This window comes from Ensifer sp. CCNWLY38 (genome assembly GCF_037120565.1).
GTDB lineage: Bacteria > Pseudomonadota > Alphaproteobacteria > Rhizobiales > Rhizobiaceae > Ensifer > Ensifer adhaerens_H.
Genome location: NZ_JBBBBO010000005.1, coordinates 345,915 through 368,263, shown reverse-complemented (window position 1 = coordinate 368,263; position 22,349 = coordinate 345,915). Strand labels below are relative to the sequence as shown.

Genomic DNA, 22,349 nt, shown 5'->3' with positions numbered 1-22,349 from the left:
TTTGTCGTTTCACGTCCGCGGAGAGATCTCGATACTTCGATCGCCACCGAAGCATCTGTCATCTCCACGGCGCTAGAAGAAGGACAACGACGACGACACGAAGGTTCCATGCCATGGCCAAGACCAATCTCACCCTTGAACTCCTCCTGTTGCTTGCGCTTGCTACGCTCTGGGGCGCTTCCTACACCTTCATCAAGATCGGCGTTGCAACCATTCCGCCGGTCACGCTGATTGCCGCCCGTACCTTGATCGCCGGCGCCCTGCTTCTCGCGGTTCTCCGTTGGCGTGGCCTGAAGATGCCGCGCGACGTCGCAACCTGGCGGCGATTCCTGTTCCAGGCTTGTCTTAACAGCGTCGTGCCCTTCACGCTGATTGCCTGGGCGGAACAGACGATCGATGCCGGCATCGCTTCGATCCTCAACGCGACGACACCGATCTTCGCCTTCCTGATGACGGCCCTGATTACCCGCCACGAGGCGGTAACCGCCCGCAAGCTCGTCGGCGTGATTGCCGGCATGACCGGCATCAGCCTGATCATCGGCATGGAGACCTTCGGCGGTCTCGGCGCGCAATTGCTGCCACAGCTGGCCGTGGTGCTCGCCACCGTCTGTTATGCCGGTGCCGCCATCTTCGGACGCAGCTTCAAAGGGCTCGACCCGATGATGCCCGCTGCCGGCTCGCTGATATCAGGCGCGGTCCTGCTGATCCCCACCAGCCTCATCGTCGACAGGCCCTGGACGCTGGCTCCATCCATGGATTCGCTGCTTGCGCTCCTTGGCCTTGCCATCTTTTCGACAGCACTTGCCTTCGCCATCTACTTCCGGCTGATCCAGACGCTGGGTTCGGTCGGCGCGACCGCCCAGGCCTATCTGCGCGTGCCGGTCGGTGTCGCCATCGGCGCGATCTTCCTTGGCGAACGGCTGTCGGACACCGCCTGGATCGGCCTTGGCTGCGTCATCATCGGCGTTGCGGCCATGACCATACCGGCACGGCGGCGCACCTCCGCCGTCGCGGGTCGCGGCTGACACTCTTTCATTTGAAAGCAAAAGGAGTCGTTGCGCGACATCACGAGCGCAACGACTCTGGCGAGCTTCGCTCAGTCCTTGCGCTTGCGGCAGTAGAGCTCGAGCCGGTGGCGCACCAGATCGTAGCCGAGCTCGGCGGCAATCTCCGCTTGCAGCTGCTCGATCTTGTCGGAACGGAACTCGATCACAGCCCCCGTGTCGATATCGATCAGATGATCGTGATGCGGCGCGTCGGCGGTCTCGAAACGCGCCGTCGCGCTTTCGAAGGCATGGCGCTGCACGACGCCCTGCTGCTCGAGCGCTGACAGCGTCCGGTAGACCGTCGAAAGCGAGACGGTGGCGTCGATTTCCTTCGCCCGGCGATGCAGTTCGTTTGCATCCGGATGGTCTTCGGCGGTGGCGAGAATCTTCAGGATTGCGGAGCGCTGCCGCGTAACGCGCACGCCGCCATCCCGCAAAACGCCTTCCAGCTCTTCGACACGATTCTTGTTCTGTTTCATGGTCGTTACACTAGCCAAGGGCATTGGTTTTGAAAATAGCTAGTTGCGAATGCTTCTCATTTGCATTGACTTATGCAAATCATTCCCCTACTCCTGTGGGCGACAACATCAGGGAGTAGCGAATGATCGATCAGACGAGGCGCGCGATCCTGGCAGCAGCAGCTGCCATGGCAGCCATCGCGCTTTCGCCTAGCGCCGGATGGGCGCAGGAAAAATTCAAGGCAGTGACGACCTTCACGGTCATTGCCGACATGGCCAAGAACGTCGCGGGCGACGCCGCAATCGTCGAATCGATCACCAAACCGGGTGCCGAGATCCACAACTACCAGCCGACCCCGCGCGACATCCTGAAGGCGCACGACGCCAAGCTGATCCTGTGGAACGGTCTGAACCTGGAGCTCTGGTTTGAGAAGTTCTTCCAGAACTTTGATGACGTCCCCGGTGCCGTCGTCTCGACCGGCGTCGAGCCCATGGGGATTGCTGAAGGCCCCTACAGCGGAAAGCCCAATCCGCATGCCTGGATGTCGCCATCGGCAGCGCTCATCTATGTCGACAACATCCGCGACGCCTTCGTGAAGTACGACCCCGCCAATGCCGAGACCTACAAGGCCAATGCCGAGACCTATAAGCAGAAGATCGAGGCGACCATCGCGCCGATCCGCGCCGAGATCGCCAAGATCCCCGAAGACAAGCGCTGGCTGGTTTCGAGCGAAGGCGCCTTCAGCTACCTGATCCGCGATTTCGGCATGAAGGAACTCTACCTCTGGCCGATCAATGCCGACCAGCAGGGCACCCCGCAGCAGGTCCGCAAGGTGATCGACGCCGTCAGGGCCAACCACATTCCGGTCGTCTTCTCTGAAAGCACGATCTCGCCCGATCCGGCTGAGCAGGTGGCGCGCGAAACCGGTGCAAAATACGGCGGCGTGCTCTACGTTGATTCCTTGAGCGAAGCGGACGGTCCGGTTCCGACCTATATCGATCTGCTGCGCGTCACATCGGAAACCATCGCCAAGGGCCTTTCGCAATGAACCTTCAGGTGAAGCCCCGCTCCGGCCCCGCGCCGGCATCCGGCGAACAGGGCAGCGGCATCCGCGTCTCTGGCGCGACAGTCACCTACCGCAACGGCCTGCGGGCCCTGCGCGACGCGACCTTCGAGATCCCGACGGGCACGATCACGGCGCTCGTCGGCGTCAACGGCAGCGGCAAGTCGACACTCTTCAAGGCGATCATGGGCTTTGCCCGCCTGTCGCGCGGCGAGATCTCGATCCTTGGCCGTTCGGTTCCGGAAGCGCTCAAGAAGAACCTCGTCGCCTATGTGCCGCAGGCCGAGGAGGTCGACTGGAACTTCCCGGTTCTGGTCGACGACGTGGTCATGATGGGCCGCTACGGCCATATGAACATGCTGCGCATCCCGAAGAAGGCAGACCATGAGGCGGTCGAGGCAGCCCTCGCCCGCGTCGGCATGAGCGACTATCGCAAGCGCCAGATCGGTGAACTCTCCGGCGGCCAGAAGAAGCGCGTCTTCCTGGCGCGCGCGCTCGCCCAGGATGGCAAGGTCATCCTGCTCGACGAACCGTTCACCGGCGTCGACGTCAAGACCGAGGACGCGATCATTCGCCTTCTGATCGGCCTGCGTGACGAGGGCCGGGTCATGCTGGTTTCGACACATAACCTCGGCAGTGTGCCGGAATTCTGCGACCGCACCGTGCTCCTGAAGAACACCGTGCTCGCCTATGGCCCGACGGACACCACCTTCACCCGCGAAAACCTGGAACTCGCCTTCGGCGGCGTTCTCCGGCACTTCGTGCTCGGCGGCGAAAACCTGCATGACGATGCCGATCCGCGGCAGCTCGCCGTGATCACCGACGACGAGCGCCCGCTCGTCATGTATGGCGACAAGGATCGGATGGTGGCGCAGCCGGCAAAACCCGAGACCAACGGGGAGCCGAACGGCAAATGATCGCCACGCTCCTGGAACCCTTCACCTATGGCTACATGGTCAATGCCATGTGGGTGAGCGCACTGGTCGGCGCCGTCTGCGCCTTCCTCTCCTCCTATCTGATGCTCAAGGGCTGGTCGCTGATCGGTGATGCCCTCTCGCATTCGATCGTCCCAGGGGTCGCCGGCGCCTATATGCTCGGCCTGCCCTTCTCGCTCGGCGCCTTCTTCTCCGGCTCGCTTGCCGCCGGCGCCATGTTGTTTCTCAACCAGCGCACAAGGCTCAAGGAAGACACGATCATCGGCCTGATCTTCACCTCCTTCTTCGGCCTCGGGCTTTTCATGGTCTCGCTGTCGCCGACATCGGTGAACATCCAGACCATCGTGCTCGGCAACATCCTGGCGATCACGCCCGCCGACACACTGCAGCTCGCGATCATCGGCATCGTCTCGCTGGTCATCCTGACAGCGAAGTGGAAGGACCTGATGGTGACCTTCTTCGATGAGAGCCACGCCCGCTCGATCGGCATTCCCACCACCTTCCTCAAGGTGCTGTTCTTCACCCTGCTCTCGGCCTGTACGGTCGCAGCACTGCAGACCGTCGGCGCTTTCCTTGTCATCGCCATGGTGGTGACGCCTGGCGCGACCGCTTACCTGCTCACGGATCGCTTTCCGCGGCTGATCCTGATCAGCGTCGCCATCGGTGCGCTGACGAGCTTCTTCGGCGCCTATTTCAGCTACTTCCTCGACGGTGCCACCGGCGGCATCATCATCGTGCTGCAGACACTCATCTTCCTGACGGCTTTCGTCTTCGCCCCGAAGCACGGGCTGCTCGCCGCGCGCAGGCGCAGCGCCGAACCGATGGACGCTGCCCGATGATCTCGCTCGACATGCTGCTTGCGGTCTTCGAATTCGAGTTCATGCGCAACGCGCTTCTGATCTCGGTGCTGGTGGCGATCCCGACCGCCATGCTCTCCTGTTTCCTGGTGCTGAAGGGCTGGTCGCTGATGGGCGACGCGATCTCGCATGCGGTCTTCCCCGGCATCGTCATCTCCTACATCGTCGGCCTGCCGCTTGCCGTCGGTGCCTTTGCCGCCGGCATGTCCTGCGCGCTCCTGACCGGCTATCTCAAGGAGAACAGCCGCATCAAGCAGGACACGGTGATGGGCGTGGTCTTCTCCGGCATGTTCGGTTTCGGTCTGGTGCTCTACACCAAGATCCAGAGCGACGTGCACCTCGACCACATCCTCTTCGGCGACATGCTCGGCATCGGCTGGCGCGATATCGCCGAGACCGGCGTGATCGCCTTGGTCGCCACCGGTATTCTCGCAGTCAAATGGCGCGATTTCCTGCTGCACGCCTTCGATCCCGCCCAGGCCAAGGCCGTCGGTCTTCCGGTTAACTGGTTGCACTATGGGCTGCTCGCGATCCTGTCGCTGACGATCGTCGGCGCGCTGAAGGCGGTCGGTTTGATCCTTGCCATCGCCATGCTGATCGCACCCGGCGCCATCGCCTTCCTGATCACCCGCACCATGGGCGCCATGCTCATCGTCGCCGTGCTGATCGCGATGACGGCCTCCTTCTGCGGCGTCTACCTCTCCTTCTTCATCGACAGCGCGCCGGCGCCGACCATCGTGCTCCTGATGACCGTGATGTTCCTCATCGCCTTTGCCTGGTCCTCCTGGCGGACCTACCGGAACGAAGCGCGGCGGGCGATCGAATGACAAAGAGGCTCCCGTTGCAGGGAGCCTCATCGCCTGTTCTCAGTGGCTCGGATGGAGCGCGTCATTGAGATACATGCAGGTCAGCATCGTGAAGATATAGGCCTGGATAAGCGCCATCAGCAGTTCCAGCCCGGTCAATGCCACCGTCATCAGCAGCGGCATGACCGCAGCCAGCATCCCGAGCGCCCCGAAGCCGCTGAGGCCCACGACGAAGCCGGCGAAAACCTTGAGCGTGATGTGGCCGGCCAACATGACCGCGAAGAGACGAACCGAGTGGCTGACGGGACGCGAGAGGTAGGAGACCACCTCGATCGGGATGATGATCGGCGCCAGAATCAACGGCACGCCCGCGGGCATGAACAGCCTGAGGAAGCCGAGGCCGTGCCGGTAGAGACCGTAGAGCGTGACCGTCAGGAACACCAGCATGGCCAGCGCGAAGGTGACCGCGATATGGCTCGTCACAGTGAAGGCATAGGGGAACATGCCGATCAGGTTGGCGGTGAGGATGAACATGAACAGCGAGAAGACCAGCGGGAAGAAACGCATGCCCTTCTCGCCGGCATTGTCGCGCAGCGTCTTTGCCGCAAACTCATAGAGGATCTCGGCCGCCGACTGCGCCCGGTTCGGCACGAGGCCGCGTCTTCTCGTTGACAGGATCAGGAACAGACTGGCGATCGCGACCGTCAGCACCATAAAGGCGGCCGAGTTGGTAAAGCTGATCTGGTGACCACCGATCTCTGCGATCGGTAGGAGCGACTTGATCTCAAATTGTTCGATGGGTCCGGCCATCATCAACCTCATGTGTTGGCGGAGAAGCATCGGCGACGCGCGTCGGCGGCCGCCGGCGCGTCAATGTGTTGGATAAGCGATCGGCGGCCGACGCCGTCCCACGAAGCGATTGCTTCCGATGGAATGACCAGAGCGCCGCGCGTTCAACTGAACGCGCAAAGGACGCTCTAGCACTTTGATTCTAGAGCATCTTTCCGCCTCCAGTGACTCCACTTGAGAGCGGGATGCTCTAGGCTGCTCAATAAAGGGAAAGGTCGTGCGGACGTGCCGCGAGCTTTGGGGCTGCATGATGCGATCGACTCCATGTATCTCGGTCGAGATACTGGGGCCGTCCCCAGGCGAAGCACCGACGCGGGTCGTCCCGCGTGCGCCTGACCTAGAGGCAATTTGCAGCGGGGTCAAGCTGGCTAACGCCCGATCGTGGCTCGGGCGCTAGCCGAAGCAGCGATGATCCGCAAGCACGTCTTCGATCACCGTGCGCTGCTTTGCCTTCTCGCTTGCAGGCGCGCCGGTCATGCCGGCAAGCACGATCAGCGCCTTCCACAGGGTCCAGCCACGCCCGCGGGCCCAGCCACCGCGATCGAGTGCCATGCCATCACGGAAGACCTCGCGGCTCTCGCCATGGAAGAACGTCCAGGCTATCGCCAGATCACAGGCGGGGTCGCCGACACCCGAAGTGCCGAAATCGATGACCGCGCTCAAGCGACCCTGCTCGACCAACAGGTTGCCCCAGGCGATATCGCCGTGGAACCAGACGGGCGTCCCCTCGAATGGCGCAGCAAGGGCCGCTTCCCAGACCTCTCTGGCCGCCGCCGTGTCGACCTGTCCCTCAAGCAATGGGAGCGCCTGACGTGTCTGCTCGTCATAGAAGCCAGGCGGACCGCCGCGGTGGAAGTTATGGTCGCCGGGCAAGGGCCCACTCGCAGCATCCGCCTGCCGCAAGGCGCGCAGAAACCGCGTGAGATCCTTCGCCACTTGCCCGAGATCTGCGACCCGCTCCACGGCCAACGTTTCCCCCTGAAGCCAGCGGTAGACCGACCAGGGCCAGGGAAAGCCTTCTCCCGGCGTGCCCTTGGCCAGCGGCATGGGAATGGGCAGCGGCAATTGGGGAGCCAGCCGCGGCAGCCAGCGGTGCTCCTTTTCCACTTGCAGCACATAGTGCTCGGCGCTTGGCAGGCGCACGGTCATGTGGTCGCCGAGCCGGAAGCTCCTGTTGTCCCAGCCGCCGGGCTCGGTCGGGCGCACCTCAAGATCCGACCATCGCGGAAACTGTGTCGCGATCAGCCGCCGTACCAGCGACGCATCGATCACAAGCTCGGCTGAATTCGGGTTTGTCATGACGAATTCCATTCGATGTTTGTGTCCAGCAAGCTATGTGATCGTCCCCGGATTTCAACTTCCTAGTTCACCGTAACGCTCGTTCAGCGGCGCGTTGTGTTGAGACGTGACAGTCGCTTGCCGATATCGGCGGTTGCATATTGCCGCCGCGACGGATTTCGGGGATGAAGAAGGCCTAGACCCGTTGATAGCTTGAGATCATGGAAGCCCGGCCGACCGATCACCTTTTGCTGGAGGCGCCGCGCCTCATCGCGCCCCGCCGGGCAGGCGGGGCAGCATGAGCGCGACCCGTGGCAAGACGCCGGCTCCAAAGCCTGCCGGTCGGACGGGACTGCGCTTCTTTCTCGTCGCCCTCATCCTGATCGTCACCGCCATTCTCGCAACGGCCCTGCTTGCCAACGAACAGCGCAACCTCAAGAAAGTTCTCGTGGCATTGGGGCTGCCGACGACCTTCCTGGCGAAGAGCAAGCCCTCCGGACCGACGGCCGAGAAGCCGGCAAGGCTCGAACCGCCACGCATCGCCCTGCCCGCCTGGACCTTCCAGGATCTGCAGACGCCGGAGCAGCAGTTCCTGCGCGTCATCCGCAGCGATCCCAAGGCGCTCTGCGACGAGTTGCGCGACGCCGGCTTTCGCGAACTCGAATGGAAAGCCGGTGCCGGTGAGCGTGCCCAATGGGAATGTTCGTCACTCGTCTCCTTCCCGCGTCCGGGCGAGGACAAGCCTTCATCGATCTTCATCTTCGTCAAAGGCAGCGGCGAGGAGGAAATCACCTCCTTCCGCGTCAAGCTCAACATCGAGCGACCGGAGGACCGCCAGGCCGTGACCACGGCAGCGGCGCGGGCAGCGGCCGTGTTCCTCGACCACGTGCGCTGGGCCGATGCCGCAAGCGTTACCCTGCAAATCCAGGCGCTGAAGGAATTCGATCTCAAGCGTTTCGGCAGCCGCATCCAGTTCAAGCGCGAGTCCGACGAGGTGACGCCGCGCTTTAACTTCCTTGCCAACCAGCCGCCGCGCGCGCGGCCGAAGAGCATTGCCGAGCTTTACTTCGACCGGAGCAAATGGCTCGCCTATGGCGATGCCGGACTGCATAGCTTCGTCAAGGGCCCGACAGACTGGAACGTGCCGGCAAAAGTGCCGAATGGAAAGGAGCCAGCGACGGACGCCACATCAGGCGAGAAGCCCTCCGCGGGGCATGGCCATGACGATCCCGTCGCTCGCTGACTTAGGAAAGCAACGGCCTACCGATCGATCCGGGTCGAAAGGATAATCGAAGAAAGCGTCCGGTCGACGCCGTCGATCTCGCCAATGCGATCGATCAGGAGATCGAGTTCGCTGATCGACGTCGCCGCCACCACGGCGATAAGATCGAAACTGCCGCTGACAGAATGCAGCGTCTGGATTTCGCGGATGGCACTGAGCTCAGGGGTCACGCGGCTCAGCGCCCGCGGCGCGATGGTGATCAGCACATGCGCCTTGACCAGCCCCTTCTCGTAGCTCTCCGACAGGCGCACGCCATAGCCGGCGATGATTCCCTCGCGCTCCAACCGCTCGATCCTCGCCTGCACCGTCGTGCGCGACAGGCCGAGCCGCCGCGCGATCGTCGCCGTCGGCATGCGGGCATTTTCGCTGAGGACGGCGAGGAGCTCTCGATCCTTATCCGTGATTTGCATTTCGTCGGTCCGGTTGGGCAATCTGCCGAATATCTATAGGCGATTTAGTCGTTTCAGCGCTTCAAATCAACAACCCCTCCCACGACAATAGGGGCACACACAGTTCTCATGCCCTGGGGGAAAGAATGAAGAATATCGTCGTCATCGGAGCAGGCAAGATCGGCTCCACCATCGCTCGCATGCTCGCCCATACCGGCGACTACAGCGTCTGCGTCGCCGACCGCAGCGCCGAGCAGCTGGAGCAGGTGGAAAAGCACGCTGCCATCACGACCGCGACGGTCGATATCGCCGACAAGAAGCAGCTCGTCGCTCTTCTGTCGGGCAAGTTTGCCGTCCTCAGCGCCGCTCCGTTCCACCTGACGGTCGCCATCGCCGAAGCCGCTGCTGAAGCCGGCATCCACTATCTGGACCTGACCGAAGACGTCGAATCCACCCGCCAAGTCAAGGCGATCGCTGCCAAGGCGAACACCGCCTTCATCCCGCAGTGCGGCCTCGCACCGGGCTTCATCTCGATCGTCGCCAACGATCTCGCCAGCCACTTTGAGACGCTGGAAAGCGTGCGCATGCGCGTTGGCGCCCTGCCGCAGTACCCGTCGAACGCGCTCAACTACAATCTCACCTGGAGCACCGACGGCGTTATCAACGAATATATCGAGCCCTGCGAAGCGATCGTCGAAAACAACCTCATCGAAGTGCCGGCGATGGAAGAGCGCGAAGAATTCTCGCTCGACGGCGTCACCTATGAAGCCTTCAACACCTCGGGCGGTCTCGGCACCCTCTGCGAAACGCTGAAGGGCAAGGTTCGCACGCTGAACTACAAGACGATCCGCTATCCGGGCCATGCCGCCATCATGAAGGCGCTCCTGAACGACCTCGGTCTGCGCCACCGCCGCGAAGTCCTCAAGGACATCTTCGAGAACGCCCTGCCGACCACCACCCAGGACGTCGTCGTGATCTTCGTTACGGTTTCGGGCTTCCGCAACGGCCGTCTGATCCAGGAAACCTACGCCAACAAGGTCTATAGCGGCGTCGTTGCCGGCCGCATGCAGAGCGGTATCCAGATCACCACGGCAGGCAGCATCTGCGCCGTGCTCGACCTGCTCGCCGAAGGCAAGATCGCCTCCAAGGGCTTCGTTCGCCAGGAAGACATCAGCCTCGACACCTTCCTCGCAAACCGCTTCGGCCATTACTACGCTCAGAAGGGCGAAACCGAGCGCGTCGCCGGCTGATCCTTCAGCTATAAGCGTGCCGAATTTGGAACGGGACAGACGTCCCGCTCTCACCTACGCAAAGCCCGGGTCTTGGCCCGGGCTTTTTTCGTGTCGTCCGATCATTCGGGCCTGCGGCGCAGTCTTATCAGACGCGCAAAGGTCGCTGGCACTTTGATTTGCTGCAGGTCTTCGCCCTTAAATCCAGGTCGATTCAAGGAGACATGCAGTAAGGTATTACCCCCTAGAGCATTTCACTGTTTCATTGAAACAGCGAATTGCTCCAACTGTTTGAAATTGCGCAATTCCGGACGGAAAACCGTTTCACACTTTTCCTGGAATTGCACTAGCTTCGGCCGAATTCGTCCTCGATGCGGATGATGTCGTCTTCGCCGAGATAGGAGCCGGTGCGCACCTCGATCAGTTCCAGCGGGATTTTGCCCGGGTTGTGAAGCCGGTGCACGATCCCCGGCGGAATGTAGACCGACTCGTTCTCGTGCAGCATTCGCGTTTCCCCGGACATCGTGATCTCCGCCGTGCCGCGCACCACGATCCAATGTTCCGCTCGATGATGATGCTTCTGCAACGAGATCTTCTTGCCGGGGTTCACGCGCAGACGTTTGACGGCAAAGCGTTCTCCGTCCGAAAGGGCCGCGACCGCCCCCCAGGGGCGATAGGACGTCGGGTGTATCTCGGTCAGCGCCGTCGTCTGTGGCGACTTCGCCAGCGTCTTGACGATAGAACCGACGCTCTGGCTATCGGCCAGCCGTCCGACATAGACGGCATCCTCGCCGGCAATGACGGCGACATCGTCCAGCCCTTGAACTGCAAGGTGAATGTCGCGCGATAGGACCAGCGAATTGCGCGTGTTCGACACCGTGGCCTTGTCGGTGACGACATTGCCGTCGCCGTCCTTTTCTCCCGTCTTCCAGACGGCGTCCCAGCTGCCGAGATCGGACCAGAGGAAGGAAGACGGCACCACCGCCGCCCGCTCAGTCTTTTCAAAGACCGCATAATCGACGGAGATATCAGGCGCAGCGGCAAAGCTCGCCGCGTGCAGTCGGGTGAAGTCGAGATCCTTCTGGGCTCCGTCGACCGCGAGTTTCGTCGCTTCCCAGACCTGGGGCGCGTGGCGCTTCATCTCATCAAGAAAGGGCTTTACCGGCAGCATGAACATGCCGGAGTTCCAGAGGTAGCGCCCGGTCTCGAGCATTGCCTCGGCTTTGGCGCGGTCCGGCTTCTCGACGAACCGCGCCACACGGTTCGTGCCCGCCGTCAGTTCTTCGCCGCGCTCGATGTAGCCGTAGCCGGTCGCCGGTTCGGTCGGCGTGATGCCGAAGGTCACCAGTTCTCCGTGGCGGGCGGCCTGGTGCGCCCTGAGTATGCAATCCCTGTAGACATCGCCGGCATCGATCTCATGGTCAGAGGCAAGCACCTGCATGACCGCGCCCTTGCCGTAACGGCTGAGTACCTGGAAAGCCGCGGCAGTCAGCGCCGGTGCTGTGTTGCGTGCAACCGGCTCAAGGAGGATGTCGCCCAGATGTACGTCGATCGCCCGCGCCTGCTCCGCGACGATGAAGCGAAAGTCGCTGTTGGTGACGATGATGGCCGGCTCGAACTGGCTGGCGTCGCGAACGCGCTCCAGCGTCTGCTGGAACAGTGAACGATCGGAAAGGATCTGCAGGAATTGCTTCGGCGCGGCGGCGCGAGAGAGCGGCCACAGACGGGTGCCGCGTCCGCCCGCCATGATCACCGGAACAATCTTTGACGTCATGCCGGCGCCTCTTCCTTTTTGAGCTGAACGTTCGGGGACCAATAAAGAGCTTCCGATGAAGAATAGCTAAAGCGCCGATCCGGGCAAGCTATTCACCGACGCGAAGGCTAATACTGATGAAGAAGAGTATACGGTTATCCGCCCGCATCCCGCTTCACTTAAGAGAAGCGTCACCGCAAAGAACTCGCGACCAATAAAAAACCCCGCTCGAAGGCGGGGCTTTCTCAAATCAGCTACCCTTCCGGGTGTCCCTTTCAGGCCGGGATCACGATCTCGCCGAGCTTCGTCAGTTCGGCGACGAACTGCTCAAGACGGGTCTTCTTCTCGTCGCCGGCACCTTCCAGTTCGGCGCGAACCGCGTCAATGCGGTTTTCGAGAACCGTACGATCGAGTTCGTCGACATGAACGGCAGACTCGGCCAAAAGCGTGCAACCGGTCGGCAGGATGTCGGCAAAGCCGCCAAACACGGCGAAACGCTCGGTCTTGCCGTCGGCCGTCTTCACCGTGACCACGCCGGGCTTGATCGTCGTCATCGTCGGAGCGTGATTGGCCATCACGGTCATCTCGCCCTCAGTCGCCGGAAGAACGACTTCCGTCACTTTTTCGGAGAGGAGCAGGCGCTCGGGGGAAACAAGCTCAAAGTTGAAATCGGCCATGACCATTCACTTTTCGTGGGCGCGCCACCCGAAGGCGGCTGTGCATGTCTTCCCTGCCCTCATCGAAAGGCAGGATGAAAGCCTCGGCGCCATGGCGCCGAGGCTTAACAGTGCTATCAAGCGGCTTCAGCAGCCAGCTTCTTGGCCTTTTCGACCGCTTCTTCGATCGAGCCGACCATGTAGAAGGCAGCTTCCGGCAGGTGGTCGTATTCGCCGTTGACCAAGCCCTTGAAGCCCTTGATCGTGTCTTCGAGAGCGACGAGCTTGCCCGGCGAACCCGTGAAGACTTCGGCGACGAAGAACGGCTGCGACAGGAAGCGTTCGATCTTACGAGCGCGGGCAACGGCGATCTTGTCTTCTTCAGACAGTTCGTCCATGCCGAGGATGGCGATGATGTCCTGGAGCGACTTGTAGCGCTGCAGGGTCGTCTGCACCTTACGCGACACTTCGTAGTGCTCTTCGCCGACGATCATCGGGTCGAGCATGCGCGACGTGGAGTCGAGCGGGTCAACGGCCGGGTAGATGCCCTTTTCGGCGATCGAGCGCGACAGAACCGTGGTTGCGTCCAGGTGGGCGAACGAGGTAGCCGGCGCCGGGTCGGTCAAGTCGTCGGCCGGAACGTAAATGGCCTGAACCGAGGTGATCGAACCCTTGGTCGTCGTGGTGATGCGTTCCTGCATCTGACCCATGTCGGTCGCCAGCGTCGGCTGGTAACCCACGGCCGAAGGAATACGGCCGAGCAGAGCCGACACTTCGGAACCTGCCTGGGTGAAGCGGAAGATGTTGTCGACGAAGAACAGAACGTCCTGGCCCTTGTCGCGGAAGTCTTCAGCGATCGTGAGGCCCGTCAGAGCGACGCGAGCGCGGGCGCCCGGCGGTTCGTTCATCTGGCCGTAAACGAGCGCAGCCTTGGAGCCTGCGCCGCCGCCATGCTTGTTAACGCCGGACTCGATCATTTCGTGGTAGAGGTCGTTGCCTTCGCGGGTGCGTTCACCCACGCCTGCAAACACCGAGTAACCACCGTGCGCCTTGGCGACGTTGTTGATCAGTTCCATGATGAGAACGGTCTTGCCGACGCCTGCGCCGCCGAAGAGGCCGATCTTGCCGCCCTTTGCGTAAGGCGCGAGAAGGTCGACGACCTTGATGCCGGTGACGAGGATCTGCGCTTCCGTCGACTGCTCGACGTAGGACGGTGCATCCTGGTGGATGGCGCGCTTGCCCGACGTGACCAGCGGACCTGCTTCGTCAACCGGCTCGCCGATGACGTTCATGATGCGGCCGAGCGTTTCGTCGCCGACCGGAACCGTGATCGGTGCGCCGGTGTCGGTGACCAGCTGACCGCGAACCAGACCTTCGGTCGAGTCCATGGCGATCGTGCGGACGGAGTTTTCGCCGAGGTGCTGAGCGACTTCGAGAACGAGGCGGTTACCGTGGTTGTCGGTCTCCAGCGCGTTCAGGATCTGCGGAAGCTGGCCTTCTTCGAACACGACGTCAACGACGGCGCCGATGACCTGCGTTACGCGACCGACAGCGCCTGTTGCGGCAACTGCTGCGGTCTTGGCGGAAGCTGCCTTCCTCGGTGCAGCGGGCTTCTTCTCCGCTGCGGTTTCTTTCGGGGTAGCTGCCTTAGCCATAATCCTTACCCTCTTTCCGTAACCTTAGAGCGCTTCCGCGCCCGAGATGATTTCAATGAGTTCCTTGGTGATCTGAGCCTGGCGCTGACGGTTGTAGCTCAGCGTCAACTTGTTGATCATCTCACCAGCATTGCGCGTCGCATTGTCCATCGCGCTCATCTTCGCACCCATTTCGCCGGCAACGTTCTCGAGCAGGGCCCGGAAGATCTGCACGGAAATGTTGCGCGGAATGAGATCGCTCAGGATCGCGCCCGCGTCCGGCTCATATTCGTAGACGGCCGAAGCATCGGATGCTTGCGCTGCAACCGGACCGGCCGAAGCGGGGATCAGTTGCTGTGCCGTCGGAATCTGGGCGATAACGGACTTGAACTCAGAATAGAACAACGTGCAGACGTCGAACTCGCCTTTTTCGAAGAGCGCGATCACCTTGTGGCCAATGTCGTCGGCATTCTGGAAGCCGATCTTCTTGACCTCACGCAGGTCGACACGATCGATGATCAGCGACGCGTATTCGCGACGCAGAATATCGAAGCCCTTCTTGCCGACGCAGATGATCTTCACCGTCTTGCCGGCTGCGAGCAGCTTGCGAACGTGGTCGCGGGCATGACGGGCGATCTGCGAGTTGAAGCCGCCGCAAAGGCCGCGTTCAGCCGTGCAGACGACCAGCAGATGCGTGTCGTCCTTGCCGGTGCCCGTCATCAGAGCAGGCGCGCTGTCGTCCGCGCCAACCGCCTGGGCGATGTTGGCAAGAACGGCAGCCATGCGCTGCGAGTAAGGCCGGGCGGCCTCGGCCGCCTCCTGCGCACGCCGAAGCTTCGCCGCGGCGACCATTTTCATCGCCTTGGTGATCTTCTGCGTCGCCTTGACGGAGGCGATCCGGTTCTTCAGATCCTTAAGTGAAGGCATCCGTTATCCGTCCTAAATGAAATCCGCTCAGGCGAAAGACTTGGCGAAGCTGTCGATTGCAGCCTTCAGCTTGCCCTTGACGTCGTCGGAGATCGCCTTGTCCTTGCGGATGGTTTCCAGGATGTCCTTGCCTTCCGAACGCATGTACGAAAGCAGGCCCTGCTCGAACTTGCCAACCTGGTTGACCGGCAGCTTGTCGAGGTAACCGTTGACGCCAGCGAAGATGACCGCGACCTGCTCTTCCGTCTTCAGCGGCGAGAACTGCGGCTGCTTCAGGAGTTCAGTCAGGCGAGCACCACGGTTGAGCAGGCGCTGCGTAGCGGCATCGAGGTCCGAGCCGAACTGCGCGAAGGCGGCCATTTCACGATACTGGGCGAGTTCGCCCTTGATCGAGCCGGCAACCTGCTTCATCGCCTTGATCTGCGCGGCCGAGCCGACGCGCGAAACCGACAGACCGACGTTAACGGCCGGACGGATGCCCTGGTAGAACAGGTCGGTTTCAAGGAAGATCTGGCCGTCGGTGATCGAGATCACGTTGGTCGGAATGAACGCCGAAACGTCGTTGCCCTGCGTTTCGATGACCGGCAGAGCCGTCAGCGAACCGGCGCCGTTGTCGTCCGAGAGCTTTGCAGCGCGCTCGAGCAGGCGGGAGTGCAGGTAGAAAACGTCGCCCGGGTAAGCTTCGCGGCCCGGCGGGCGGCGCAGCAGCAGCGACATCTGACGGTAGGAAACGGCCTGCTTCGACAGGTCGTCGTAGCCGATCAGGGCATGCTTGCCGTTGTCACGGAAGTATTCGCCCATCGCGCAGCCGGCGAACGGTGCGAGGTACTGCATCGGAGCCGGGTCGGATGCGGTCGCAGCAACGATGATCGAGTACTGCAGAGCGCCACGCTCTTCCAGAACCTTCACGAACTGGGCAACCGTCGAACGCTTCTGGCCGATTGCGACGTAGACGCAATACAGCTTGTCACCTTCCGGACCATTGTCGTGAATGGCCTTCTGGTTGAGGATCGTGTCGAGGATGATCGCGGTCTTGCCGGTCTGGCGGTCGCCGATGACGAGCTCGCGCTGGCCACGACCAACCGGGATCAGAGCGTCGATGGCCTTGAGGCCGGTCGACATCGGCTCATGAACCGACTTGCGCGGAATGATACCCGGAGCCTTGACGTCAACGCGCGAGCGCTGCTTAGCGTTGATCGGGCCCTTGCCGTCGATCGGGTTGCCAAGCGCGTCGACGACGCGGCCGAGCAGTTCCGGACCAACCGGAACGTCCACGATGGCGCCGGTCCGCTTGACGGTGTCGCCTTCCTTGATGTCACGGTCCGAACCGAAAATAACGACACCGACGTTGTCGGCTTCGAGGTTCAGCGCCATGCCGCGAATTCCACCCGGGAATTCGACCATCTCGCCTGCCTGAACATTGTCGAGGCCGTAGACGCGGGCAATACCGTCACCGACGGAAAGCACCTGACCGACTTCGGAGACTTCTGCTTCCTGGCCGAAATTTTTGATCTGATCTTTGAGAATTGCGGAAATTTCCGCGGCGCGGATATCCATCAGCCGACCTCTTTCAGTGCAAGCTTAAGGGTAGAGAGTTTGGTGCGAAGGGAGGTGTCAATCTGGCGGGACCCGACCTTGACGATCAGACCTCCAAGAATAGACGGGTCGACGGTGACGTTGACCGCCACGTCTTTGCCGGTGACGCTCTTCAGCGTCGCCTTCAATTCGTTTTCCTGCGCCGCAGAGAGCGCATGGGCCGACGTGACGTCGGCGGAGATTTCGCCACGATGGCGCGCGGCGATCAGGCGGAAGGCCTTGATCATGCCCGGCAGCGCAAAGAGGCGGCGATTGCGGGCAACGACCTTGAGGAAGTTGCCGACGAGCCCGGAGATACCAGCCTTTTCGGCAACTGCCGAAATGGCCTTGAACTGGTCGTCTGCAGAAAAGACCGGGCTTACGATCAGCCGCTTCAGATCATCGCTGCCGTCGATCAGGGCCTGGACGCGGGTCAGATCCGCGCCGACTGCCTCGACGGAACCGGCGCCAAGCGCGAGTTCAAAAAGCGAGGACGCGTATCTTTCTGCAACACCGGAAATAAGCTGGGATGTGTCTGCCACGGGCACAAGCTTCTCTCATTTTCATCCAAGAACCGAGCTGGCGGTGGGCCGTCAACTTAAATTCTTGAATTTGCTGCAATAATTTGCAGGATATCGAGGCCTGGCGACCCACTTCCCCCGCAATTCGCGGTTCGTCTAGCATAGGATGTTTGGACTCGCAACACGCGAACGGCAGGAATGCGGCATAAGTCGGCCACCTTGGCCGAATTTTGCCGTAAATTCGTTTCCTGCGTTGTGAATCGCGGAGTGGCCCGCGCGCACGATCAGATCATGCCGAAGACGTAGGCGAGCGGAAGAATGGCGAGTGCCGCCTGAACGAAGAGCGCCAGCCAGTTGTAGACCGTGCCGCCGTTATCGCTCATCATCGAGAGGATTCGGCCGAAAGCGGCAAGCGCGAACGCCGCTCCGACGGCAAGGTAGACCATCGGCTGCGCCAGGAGGATCGCGGCAAGACCGAGCCCCACATGCATGCCGCCCATGGTGGAGCGTGCCTCGGCATAACCGCCGCGCCGCCCCTCGGCAATGCCGATGCCGGCCGCACGAAAGGTAAGCCGCGGCGCAAACAACATGACGACGCCGATCAGCGCCGCAGCCACGGCCGCGCAGAAGGCGAGGAATTCGCCGGTTTCCGTCGGAATGTAGAATTCCATGCCCGTTCCCGCAGATGAGCCCTTGTCATGCCGTTTCGTCTTCGGTCGAAGCGGCGCGTCCGCGACCTCTAGCGCATGTCGCCCCGGTTGTGAATCGCCCGCAGCCTCTTCAACGCGACGATCACAGGAAACTTGAAATTACAGGAAGCTTTGGGGATCGATGTCGAGCTGGACGCTGATCGAGCCGCGCTCTTTGGGGCCGGCGGCGATCATCGCCTTGACGAAAGCCTGCATGTCGCTGTTGCGCCGGCCATGCACCAGCAGGCGGAAGCGATGCCGGCCGCGGATCAGCGCCAGCGGCGCCTCCGCCGGGCCGAGAATGGTGATGCCGTCGGTCCGGGGGGCGGCCATTCGCAAGCTCCGCGCATGGCCCTCGGCATCCTGGCGGGTATCGGCCGAAACGATCAGGGAGGCGAGCCGGCCGAAGGGCGGCAGCAGCGCCTTCTCGCGCTCGGCAATCTCGCGGTCGTAGAAGGCATCCGCATCGCCGGAGACGATCGCCTGCATCACCGGATGTTGCGGCTGGTAGGTCTGCAACAGGCCGAGGCTCTTGAGGCCGGTTCTCCCGGCGCGGCCGGTCACCTGCGAGAGCAGTTGGAAGGTTCGCTCGGCTGCCCGCGGATCGCCATTGGCCAAGCCGAGATCGGCATCGACGATGCCGACCAGCGTCATCAGCGGAAAGTTGTGTCCCTTGGCGACGAGCTGCGTGCCGATGACGATGTCCGCTTCGCCGCGCGCAATGGCGTCGAGTTCCAGCCGCAGCCGCTTGACGCCCATCAGGTCGGAGGAGAGCACGATCGTGCGCGCTTCGGGGAAATGCCGCTCCACCTCCTCGGCAATGCGCTCGACGCCGGGGCCGCAGGCAACCAGGTGATCGAGCGTGCCGCATTCGGGGCAGGCCTCCGGCGTCTTCTCCGTATAGCCGCAATGGTGGCACTGGATCTGCCCACGGAAGCGATGTTCGACGAGCCAGCTTGAACAGTCCGGGCACTGGAAGCGATGGCCGCAGACGCGGCAGAGCGTCAGCGGCGCATAGCCGCGGCGATTGAGGAAAAGCAGCGCCTGCTCGCCGCGCTCGACGGCCTTGCCGATCTGGTTGATGAGAACGGGCGAAAGGAACCCGCCGCGCCCCGGGGGATGCTGACGCATATCAACCACGCCGAGCCGCGGCAGCGCGGCATCGCCGAAACGCGTCGGCAGGTGGATCGGCTTGTAACGGCCGACCTCGCCATTGACCCGGCTTTCGACCGATGGTGTCGCCGAGACGAGCACGACGGGAAAGCCGGTGATCCGACCGCGCACGACCGCCATGTCGCGCGCATTGTAGAAGACGCGGTCCTCTTGCTTGTAGGCCGGGTCGTGCTCTTCATCGACGATGATGAGCCCGAGCTCTTCGAACGGCAGGAACAGGGCGGACCGCGCGCCGGCAACGACGCGCACCGTGCCGGTCGTCACCTGGCGCCAGACCTTTTCGCGCGTCCGCGGCGCAAGGTCCGAGTGCCACTCCGCCGGCTTCGCACCGAAACGATCCTGGAAGCGTTCGAGGAAGCTCGACGTCAGCGCAATCTCCGGCAACAGGATCAACACCTGCTTGCCGGCCCGAAGCGTCGCGGCGATCGCCTCGAAATAGACCTCGGTCTTGCCGGAGCCGGTGATGCCGTCGATCAGCGACACCGAGAAGCCGCCCTCCTCCACCGCCGCCAGGAGATCGGCTGCCGCATCCTTCTGTGCCCCTTCGAGCCGGGGCGCGACAAAATCGGGATCGGGCAAGGCAACCACCGGCGGCGGCGCCATGAACACGGCCTCGAAGACGCCTTGCTGCGTCAGTCCCTCGATCACGCTCGACGAAGTTCCGGCCGCATGCGCGAGCCCAGAGCGGGTCCAGGAGAGGCCGTCGCTGGCGGTCGCGATCACGCGCTCGCGCGCTGCCGTCATGCGCTCCGGCCGCATGTCCGTGAGGCGCAGAGCTTCCACCATCGGCTCCGGATCGAAGGCGGCGGGCGCCCGGAGCGCCATGCGCGCAACCAGCCCCGGCGGCGTCACGGTGTAGGCAGCAACCCAGTCGAGAAAAGTTCGCATGTCCCTCGTCAGCGGCGGGCAGTCAAAAACCTTCTCGATTGGCTTGAGCTTCTTGGGATCGACATTGCCGTCATCGTCTCCATCCCAGACCACGCCGACAACGAGACGCGGCCCGAGAGGCACCTGCACGATCGAGCCCGGCTCGGCCGCCATGCCGTCGGGAACCGCATAGGAATAGGCTTTCGGTGCCGGCATGGGCACCAGGACCGGCACGACGCGACGGGCAGAAATCGGCCCGAGCAAATCGCCGAATAAATCGGTTGAATCGCGAGTCATTTTGCCGTGACCTTGCCACGTGTTTCGGTTAAAGAAAACTGCGCTGCGAACCGCAGCCTTGCCGGCGCAGGGTTTGTCACGGTTCCACCAGAGTTTCAACGCGCGCGATCTCTGCCAACGGAATTCCTCCCCGGTAGAGATGCGCCCGAGCGGCAATCGTGCCCAAGGAGTGACTCCATGAAATTTTTCGTTGATACCGCCGACGTCAAGGAAATCCGCGAGCTGAACGATCTCGGCCTTCTCGATGGCGTCACCACCAACCCGTCGCTGATCCTGAAGTCGGGTCGCGACATCACGGAAGTCACCAAGGAAATCTGCTCGATCGTCGAAGGCCCGGTTTCGGCTGAAGTGACCGCCACCGAATACGCCGAGATGATGAAGGAAGCGGCCGTTCTTTCGAAGATCGCCGACAACATCTGCATCAAGCTGCCGCTGACGCTCGACGGTCTCAAGGCCTGCAAGGCGCTGACCTCGGACGGCCACCAGACCAACGTGACGCTGTGCTTCTCGGCCAACCAGGCCCTGCTCGCCGCCAAGGCCGGCGCGACCTTCGTTTCGCCCTTCGTCGGCCGCCTCGACGACATCGCCTTCGATGGCATGGACCTGATCCGCGAGATCCGCCACATCTTCGACAACTACGGCTATGAGACCGAGATCCTTGCAGCCTCGATCCGCACCGTAAACCACGTCAAGGAAGCCGCCCTCATCGGCGCCGACGTCATCACCGCGCCGCCGGCAACGCTGAAGGCTCTGGTCAAGCACCCGCTGACCGACAAGGGCCTCGAAATGTTCCTGGCCGACTGGGCCAAGACCGGCCAGAAGATCGCCTGATTGCTTCAGGAATGAATGAAAACCCCGCAGCGATGCGGGGTTTTTTGTTGCCTACTCGTCGTCGTCCATCAGCCCCGTCAGCCGCATGCCATCGATCCAGGTGGCGCTGTCCTTGCGGATCACCCGGCGCGGACGGATGCCGCAGCGCTGACGCACTTCCTCCGCCAGCCGCTCCGAATGGGTGACGATCCAGATCTGGCTCTCACGCGAGGCGCTGGCGATCATGTCGGCAAGCGCCGGCAGCATGTCCGGATGCAGGCTCGTCTCCGGCTCGTTCAGCGCGATGAAGCGGGGACGGCGATAGGAAAGCAGCGCCGCGGCCAGTGCCAGGAAGCGCATCTGCCCGTCGGAAAGCTCGCGCGGCGAGAACGGCCGGTTGGGAAAATCCGGAAAGACCAACGAGAATTCGGCGAACTGTCCCGGTTCGGGAACGTCGAGATAGGCGCCGCCGAAGGCGTCGGCGATCGCGCGGTCGAGATCGACCGTGTCCTCGCGTGTGTGCCTGAGCGTCGCAAACACCGCAGCCATGTTGACGCCCGTCTCGTCGAGCATCGGGGCCGTAACGGCGAGGCATGGCAGCCGCAAGGGCGAATCGCGATCGGTGCGGAAGCCATGGAAGAACCGCCATTGGTCGACCGCGCGGCGAAAGGTGCCGACCTCCGGATAGTGACCGGCATCGCCGAGGAGCGAGATCGCCGTTTCCGAGGTCAGAGCCTTTTCCGGATAGTCCTCCATCCGCCCGCGCTCGCCGCGCACGAAGATGCCGGGGCCGGACCGCTTCATCATCGTCACCGGCCGGCGGCCGGTTTCGACCGTCAACTCCTCTTCCTTGACCTGAGGCTCATAGGCAAAGCCCGCGGCAGCCTTGGGCGGACGCAGCCCCGCCTCGATGCGGTAGCGGAAGGTGATCGCCCGTTCCTCGTCCAAAAGCTCCGTTTCGAGCCGGATGCGCGCCGGTTTGTCGGCGCGGCGGCGGCCGCTCCAGAGCGCCGACGACATGCCGCCCTCCTCGGCGATCTCGCGCGCCAGAGTGCCGCGCGTCGCCGACTGCACGAGTTGAAGCGCGCGATAGAGATTGGACTTGCCGACGCCGTTCTCGCCGATGAACAGGTTGACGCCCGTCAGATCCATGCGGATCGACTTCAACGAACGGTAGTTTTCGGCAAACATGGATTGAAGCTGCATGGCTGAAGACCTAGCCGATCCGCCGCCCGGCGTGAAGCCCGGCAGGCA

Annotated in this window: 21 protein-coding genes; 8 read left to right on the top strand and 13 right to left on the bottom strand. The window is 62.5% G+C overall.

Features of this window, described 5'->3' with window-relative positions; genetic code table 11:
- Positions 1-113 precede the first annotated feature (113 nt).
- Positions 114-1,025: a DMT family transporter gene (locus V7S54_RS13800; protein WP_065374199.1), complete on the top strand. Its 912-nt coding sequence runs from the start codon at positions 114-116 to the stop codon at positions 1,023-1,025.
- 71 nt (positions 1,026-1,096) lie between these two features.
- On the opposite strand, the gene V7S54_RS13795 is transcribed toward V7S54_RS13800, so the two are convergent.
- Entirely contained in the window at positions 1,097-1,525 is a 429-nt protein-coding gene (locus V7S54_RS13795) for a Fur family transcriptional regulator (RefSeq protein ID WP_057255032.1), read from the bottom strand.
- 122 nt (positions 1,526-1,647) lie between these two features.
- On the opposite strand from V7S54_RS13795, the gene V7S54_RS13790 reads away from it, so the two are divergent.
- Genes V7S54_RS13790 through V7S54_RS13775 form a run of 4 tightly spaced genes read left to right on the top strand, consistent with a single transcriptional unit; the run spans position 1,648 to position 5,187 of the window.
- A complete protein-coding gene (locus V7S54_RS13790; protein WP_065374198.1) occupies positions 1,648-2,553 on the top strand; it encodes a metal ABC transporter substrate-binding protein in 906 nt (301 codons plus the stop codon).
- A complete protein-coding gene (locus tag V7S54_RS13785; RefSeq protein ID WP_065374197.1) occupies positions 2,550-3,485 on the top strand; it encodes a manganese/iron ABC transporter ATP-binding protein in 936 nt (311 codons plus the stop codon). Before V7S54_RS13790 ends, V7S54_RS13785 begins: the two co-directional genes overlap by 4 nt.
- Complete coding sequence (locus V7S54_RS13780; RefSeq protein WP_065374196.1) at positions 3,482-4,342, top strand: metal ABC transporter permease; 861 nt, start codon at positions 3,482-3,484, stop codon at positions 4,340-4,342. Before V7S54_RS13785 ends, V7S54_RS13780 begins: the two co-directional genes overlap by 4 nt.
- Positions 4,339-5,187 (top strand): metal ABC transporter permease, encoded by an 849-nt coding sequence (locus V7S54_RS13775; RefSeq protein ID WP_065374195.1) that lies wholly within the window; start codon positions 4,339-4,341, stop codon positions 5,185-5,187. The genes V7S54_RS13780 and V7S54_RS13775 overlap by 4 nt, the downstream gene beginning before the upstream one ends.
- 39 nt (positions 5,188-5,226) lie before the next feature.
- Here V7S54_RS13775 and V7S54_RS13770 read toward each other — a convergent pair whose 3' ends face one another.
- Positions 5,227-5,976 carry a F0F1 ATP synthase subunit A gene (locus V7S54_RS13770; protein WP_141679376.1) on the bottom strand — a complete coding sequence of 250 codons (750 nt, stop codon included), beginning with the start codon at positions 5,974-5,976 and terminating at the stop codon, positions 5,227-5,229.
- Between the two features lie 432 nt (positions 5,977-6,408).
- Entirely contained in the window at positions 6,409-7,314 is a 906-nt protein-coding gene (locus tag V7S54_RS13765; protein ID WP_065374241.1) for an aminoglycoside phosphotransferase family protein, read from the bottom strand.
- A gap of 277 nt (positions 7,315-7,591) precedes the next feature.
- Between V7S54_RS13765 and V7S54_RS13760 the strand changes: the two genes are divergently transcribed.
- A complete protein-coding gene (locus V7S54_RS13760; RefSeq protein ID WP_065374193.1) occupies positions 7,592-8,536 on the top strand; it encodes a DUF6030 family protein in 945 nt (314 codons plus the stop codon).
- Between the two features lie 17 nt (positions 8,537-8,553).
- Here the strand turns inward: V7S54_RS13760 and V7S54_RS13755 are convergent, their stop codons facing one another.
- Positions 8,554-8,985, bottom strand: coding sequence for an Lrp/AsnC family transcriptional regulator (locus tag V7S54_RS13755; protein WP_057255025.1), 432 nt, complete (start codon positions 8,983-8,985; stop codon positions 8,554-8,556).
- 125 nt (positions 8,986-9,110) lie between these two features.
- On the opposite strand from V7S54_RS13755, the gene V7S54_RS13750 reads away from it, so the two are divergent.
- Positions 9,111-10,214: a saccharopine dehydrogenase family protein gene (locus V7S54_RS13750; RefSeq protein ID WP_065374192.1), complete on the top strand. Its 1,104-nt coding sequence runs from the start codon at positions 9,111-9,113 to the stop codon at positions 10,212-10,214.
- Between the two features lie 325 nt (positions 10,215-10,539).
- Here V7S54_RS13750 and V7S54_RS13745 read toward each other — a convergent pair whose 3' ends face one another.
- From V7S54_RS13745 to V7S54_RS13710, 8 genes are all read right to left on the bottom strand, one after another.
- A complete protein-coding gene (locus tag V7S54_RS13745) occupies positions 10,540-11,967 on the bottom strand; it encodes a mannose-1-phosphate guanylyltransferase/mannose-6-phosphate isomerase (RefSeq protein ID WP_065374191.1) in 1,428 nt (475 codons plus the stop codon).
- 254 nt (positions 11,968-12,221) lie between these two features.
- Positions 12,222-12,623, bottom strand: coding sequence for a F0F1 ATP synthase subunit epsilon (locus tag V7S54_RS13740; RefSeq protein ID WP_058321802.1), 402 nt, complete (start codon positions 12,621-12,623; stop codon positions 12,222-12,224).
- A 116-nt stretch (positions 12,624-12,739) separates the two neighbouring features.
- A complete protein-coding gene (gene atpD / locus V7S54_RS13735; RefSeq protein ID WP_065374190.1) occupies positions 12,740-14,257 on the bottom strand; it encodes a F0F1 ATP synthase subunit beta in 1,518 nt (505 codons plus the stop codon).
- Between the two features lie 24 nt (positions 14,258-14,281).
- Positions 14,282-15,163 (bottom strand): F0F1 ATP synthase subunit gamma, encoded by an 882-nt coding sequence (locus V7S54_RS13730; protein WP_058321739.1) that lies wholly within the window; start codon positions 15,161-15,163, stop codon positions 14,282-14,284.
- A 27-nt stretch (positions 15,164-15,190) separates the two neighbouring features.
- The gene (gene atpA / locus V7S54_RS13725; RefSeq protein ID WP_057255020.1) at positions 15,191-16,720 is read right to left on the bottom strand and encodes a F0F1 ATP synthase subunit alpha; all 1,530 of its coding nucleotides are present in this window, start codon (positions 16,718-16,720) and stop codon (positions 15,191-15,193) included.
- On the bottom strand, positions 16,720-17,280 hold the full coding sequence (locus tag V7S54_RS13720; RefSeq protein ID WP_065374189.1) for a F0F1 ATP synthase subunit delta: 561 nt from the start codon (positions 17,278-17,280) through the stop codon (positions 16,720-16,722). Before V7S54_RS13720 ends, atpA begins: the two co-directional genes overlap by 1 nt.
- 263 nt (positions 17,281-17,543) lie before the next feature.
- Positions 17,544-17,930 (bottom strand): AGROH133_08824 family phage infection protein, encoded by a 387-nt coding sequence (locus V7S54_RS13715; protein ID WP_057255018.1) that lies wholly within the window; start codon positions 17,928-17,930, stop codon positions 17,544-17,546.
- A 138-nt stretch (positions 17,931-18,068) separates the two neighbouring features.
- The gene (locus V7S54_RS13710) at positions 18,069-20,285 is read right to left on the bottom strand and encodes a primosomal protein N' (protein WP_065374188.1); all 2,217 of its coding nucleotides are present in this window, start codon (positions 20,283-20,285) and stop codon (positions 18,069-18,071) included.
- A gap of 177 nt (positions 20,286-20,462) precedes the next feature.
- Here V7S54_RS13710 and fsa point away from each other — a divergent pair, with 177 nt between their 5' ends.
- Entirely contained in the window at positions 20,463-21,116 is a 654-nt protein-coding gene (fsa, locus tag V7S54_RS13705; protein ID WP_057255016.1) for a fructose-6-phosphate aldolase, read from the top strand.
- A 51-nt stretch (positions 21,117-21,167) separates the two neighbouring features.
- Here fsa and V7S54_RS13700 read toward each other — a convergent pair whose 3' ends face one another.
- On the bottom strand, positions 21,168-22,301 hold the full coding sequence (locus tag V7S54_RS13700; protein ID WP_065374187.1) for an AAA family ATPase: 1,134 nt from the start codon (positions 22,299-22,301) through the stop codon (positions 21,168-21,170).
- Positions 22,302-22,349: the final 48 nt, after the last annotated feature.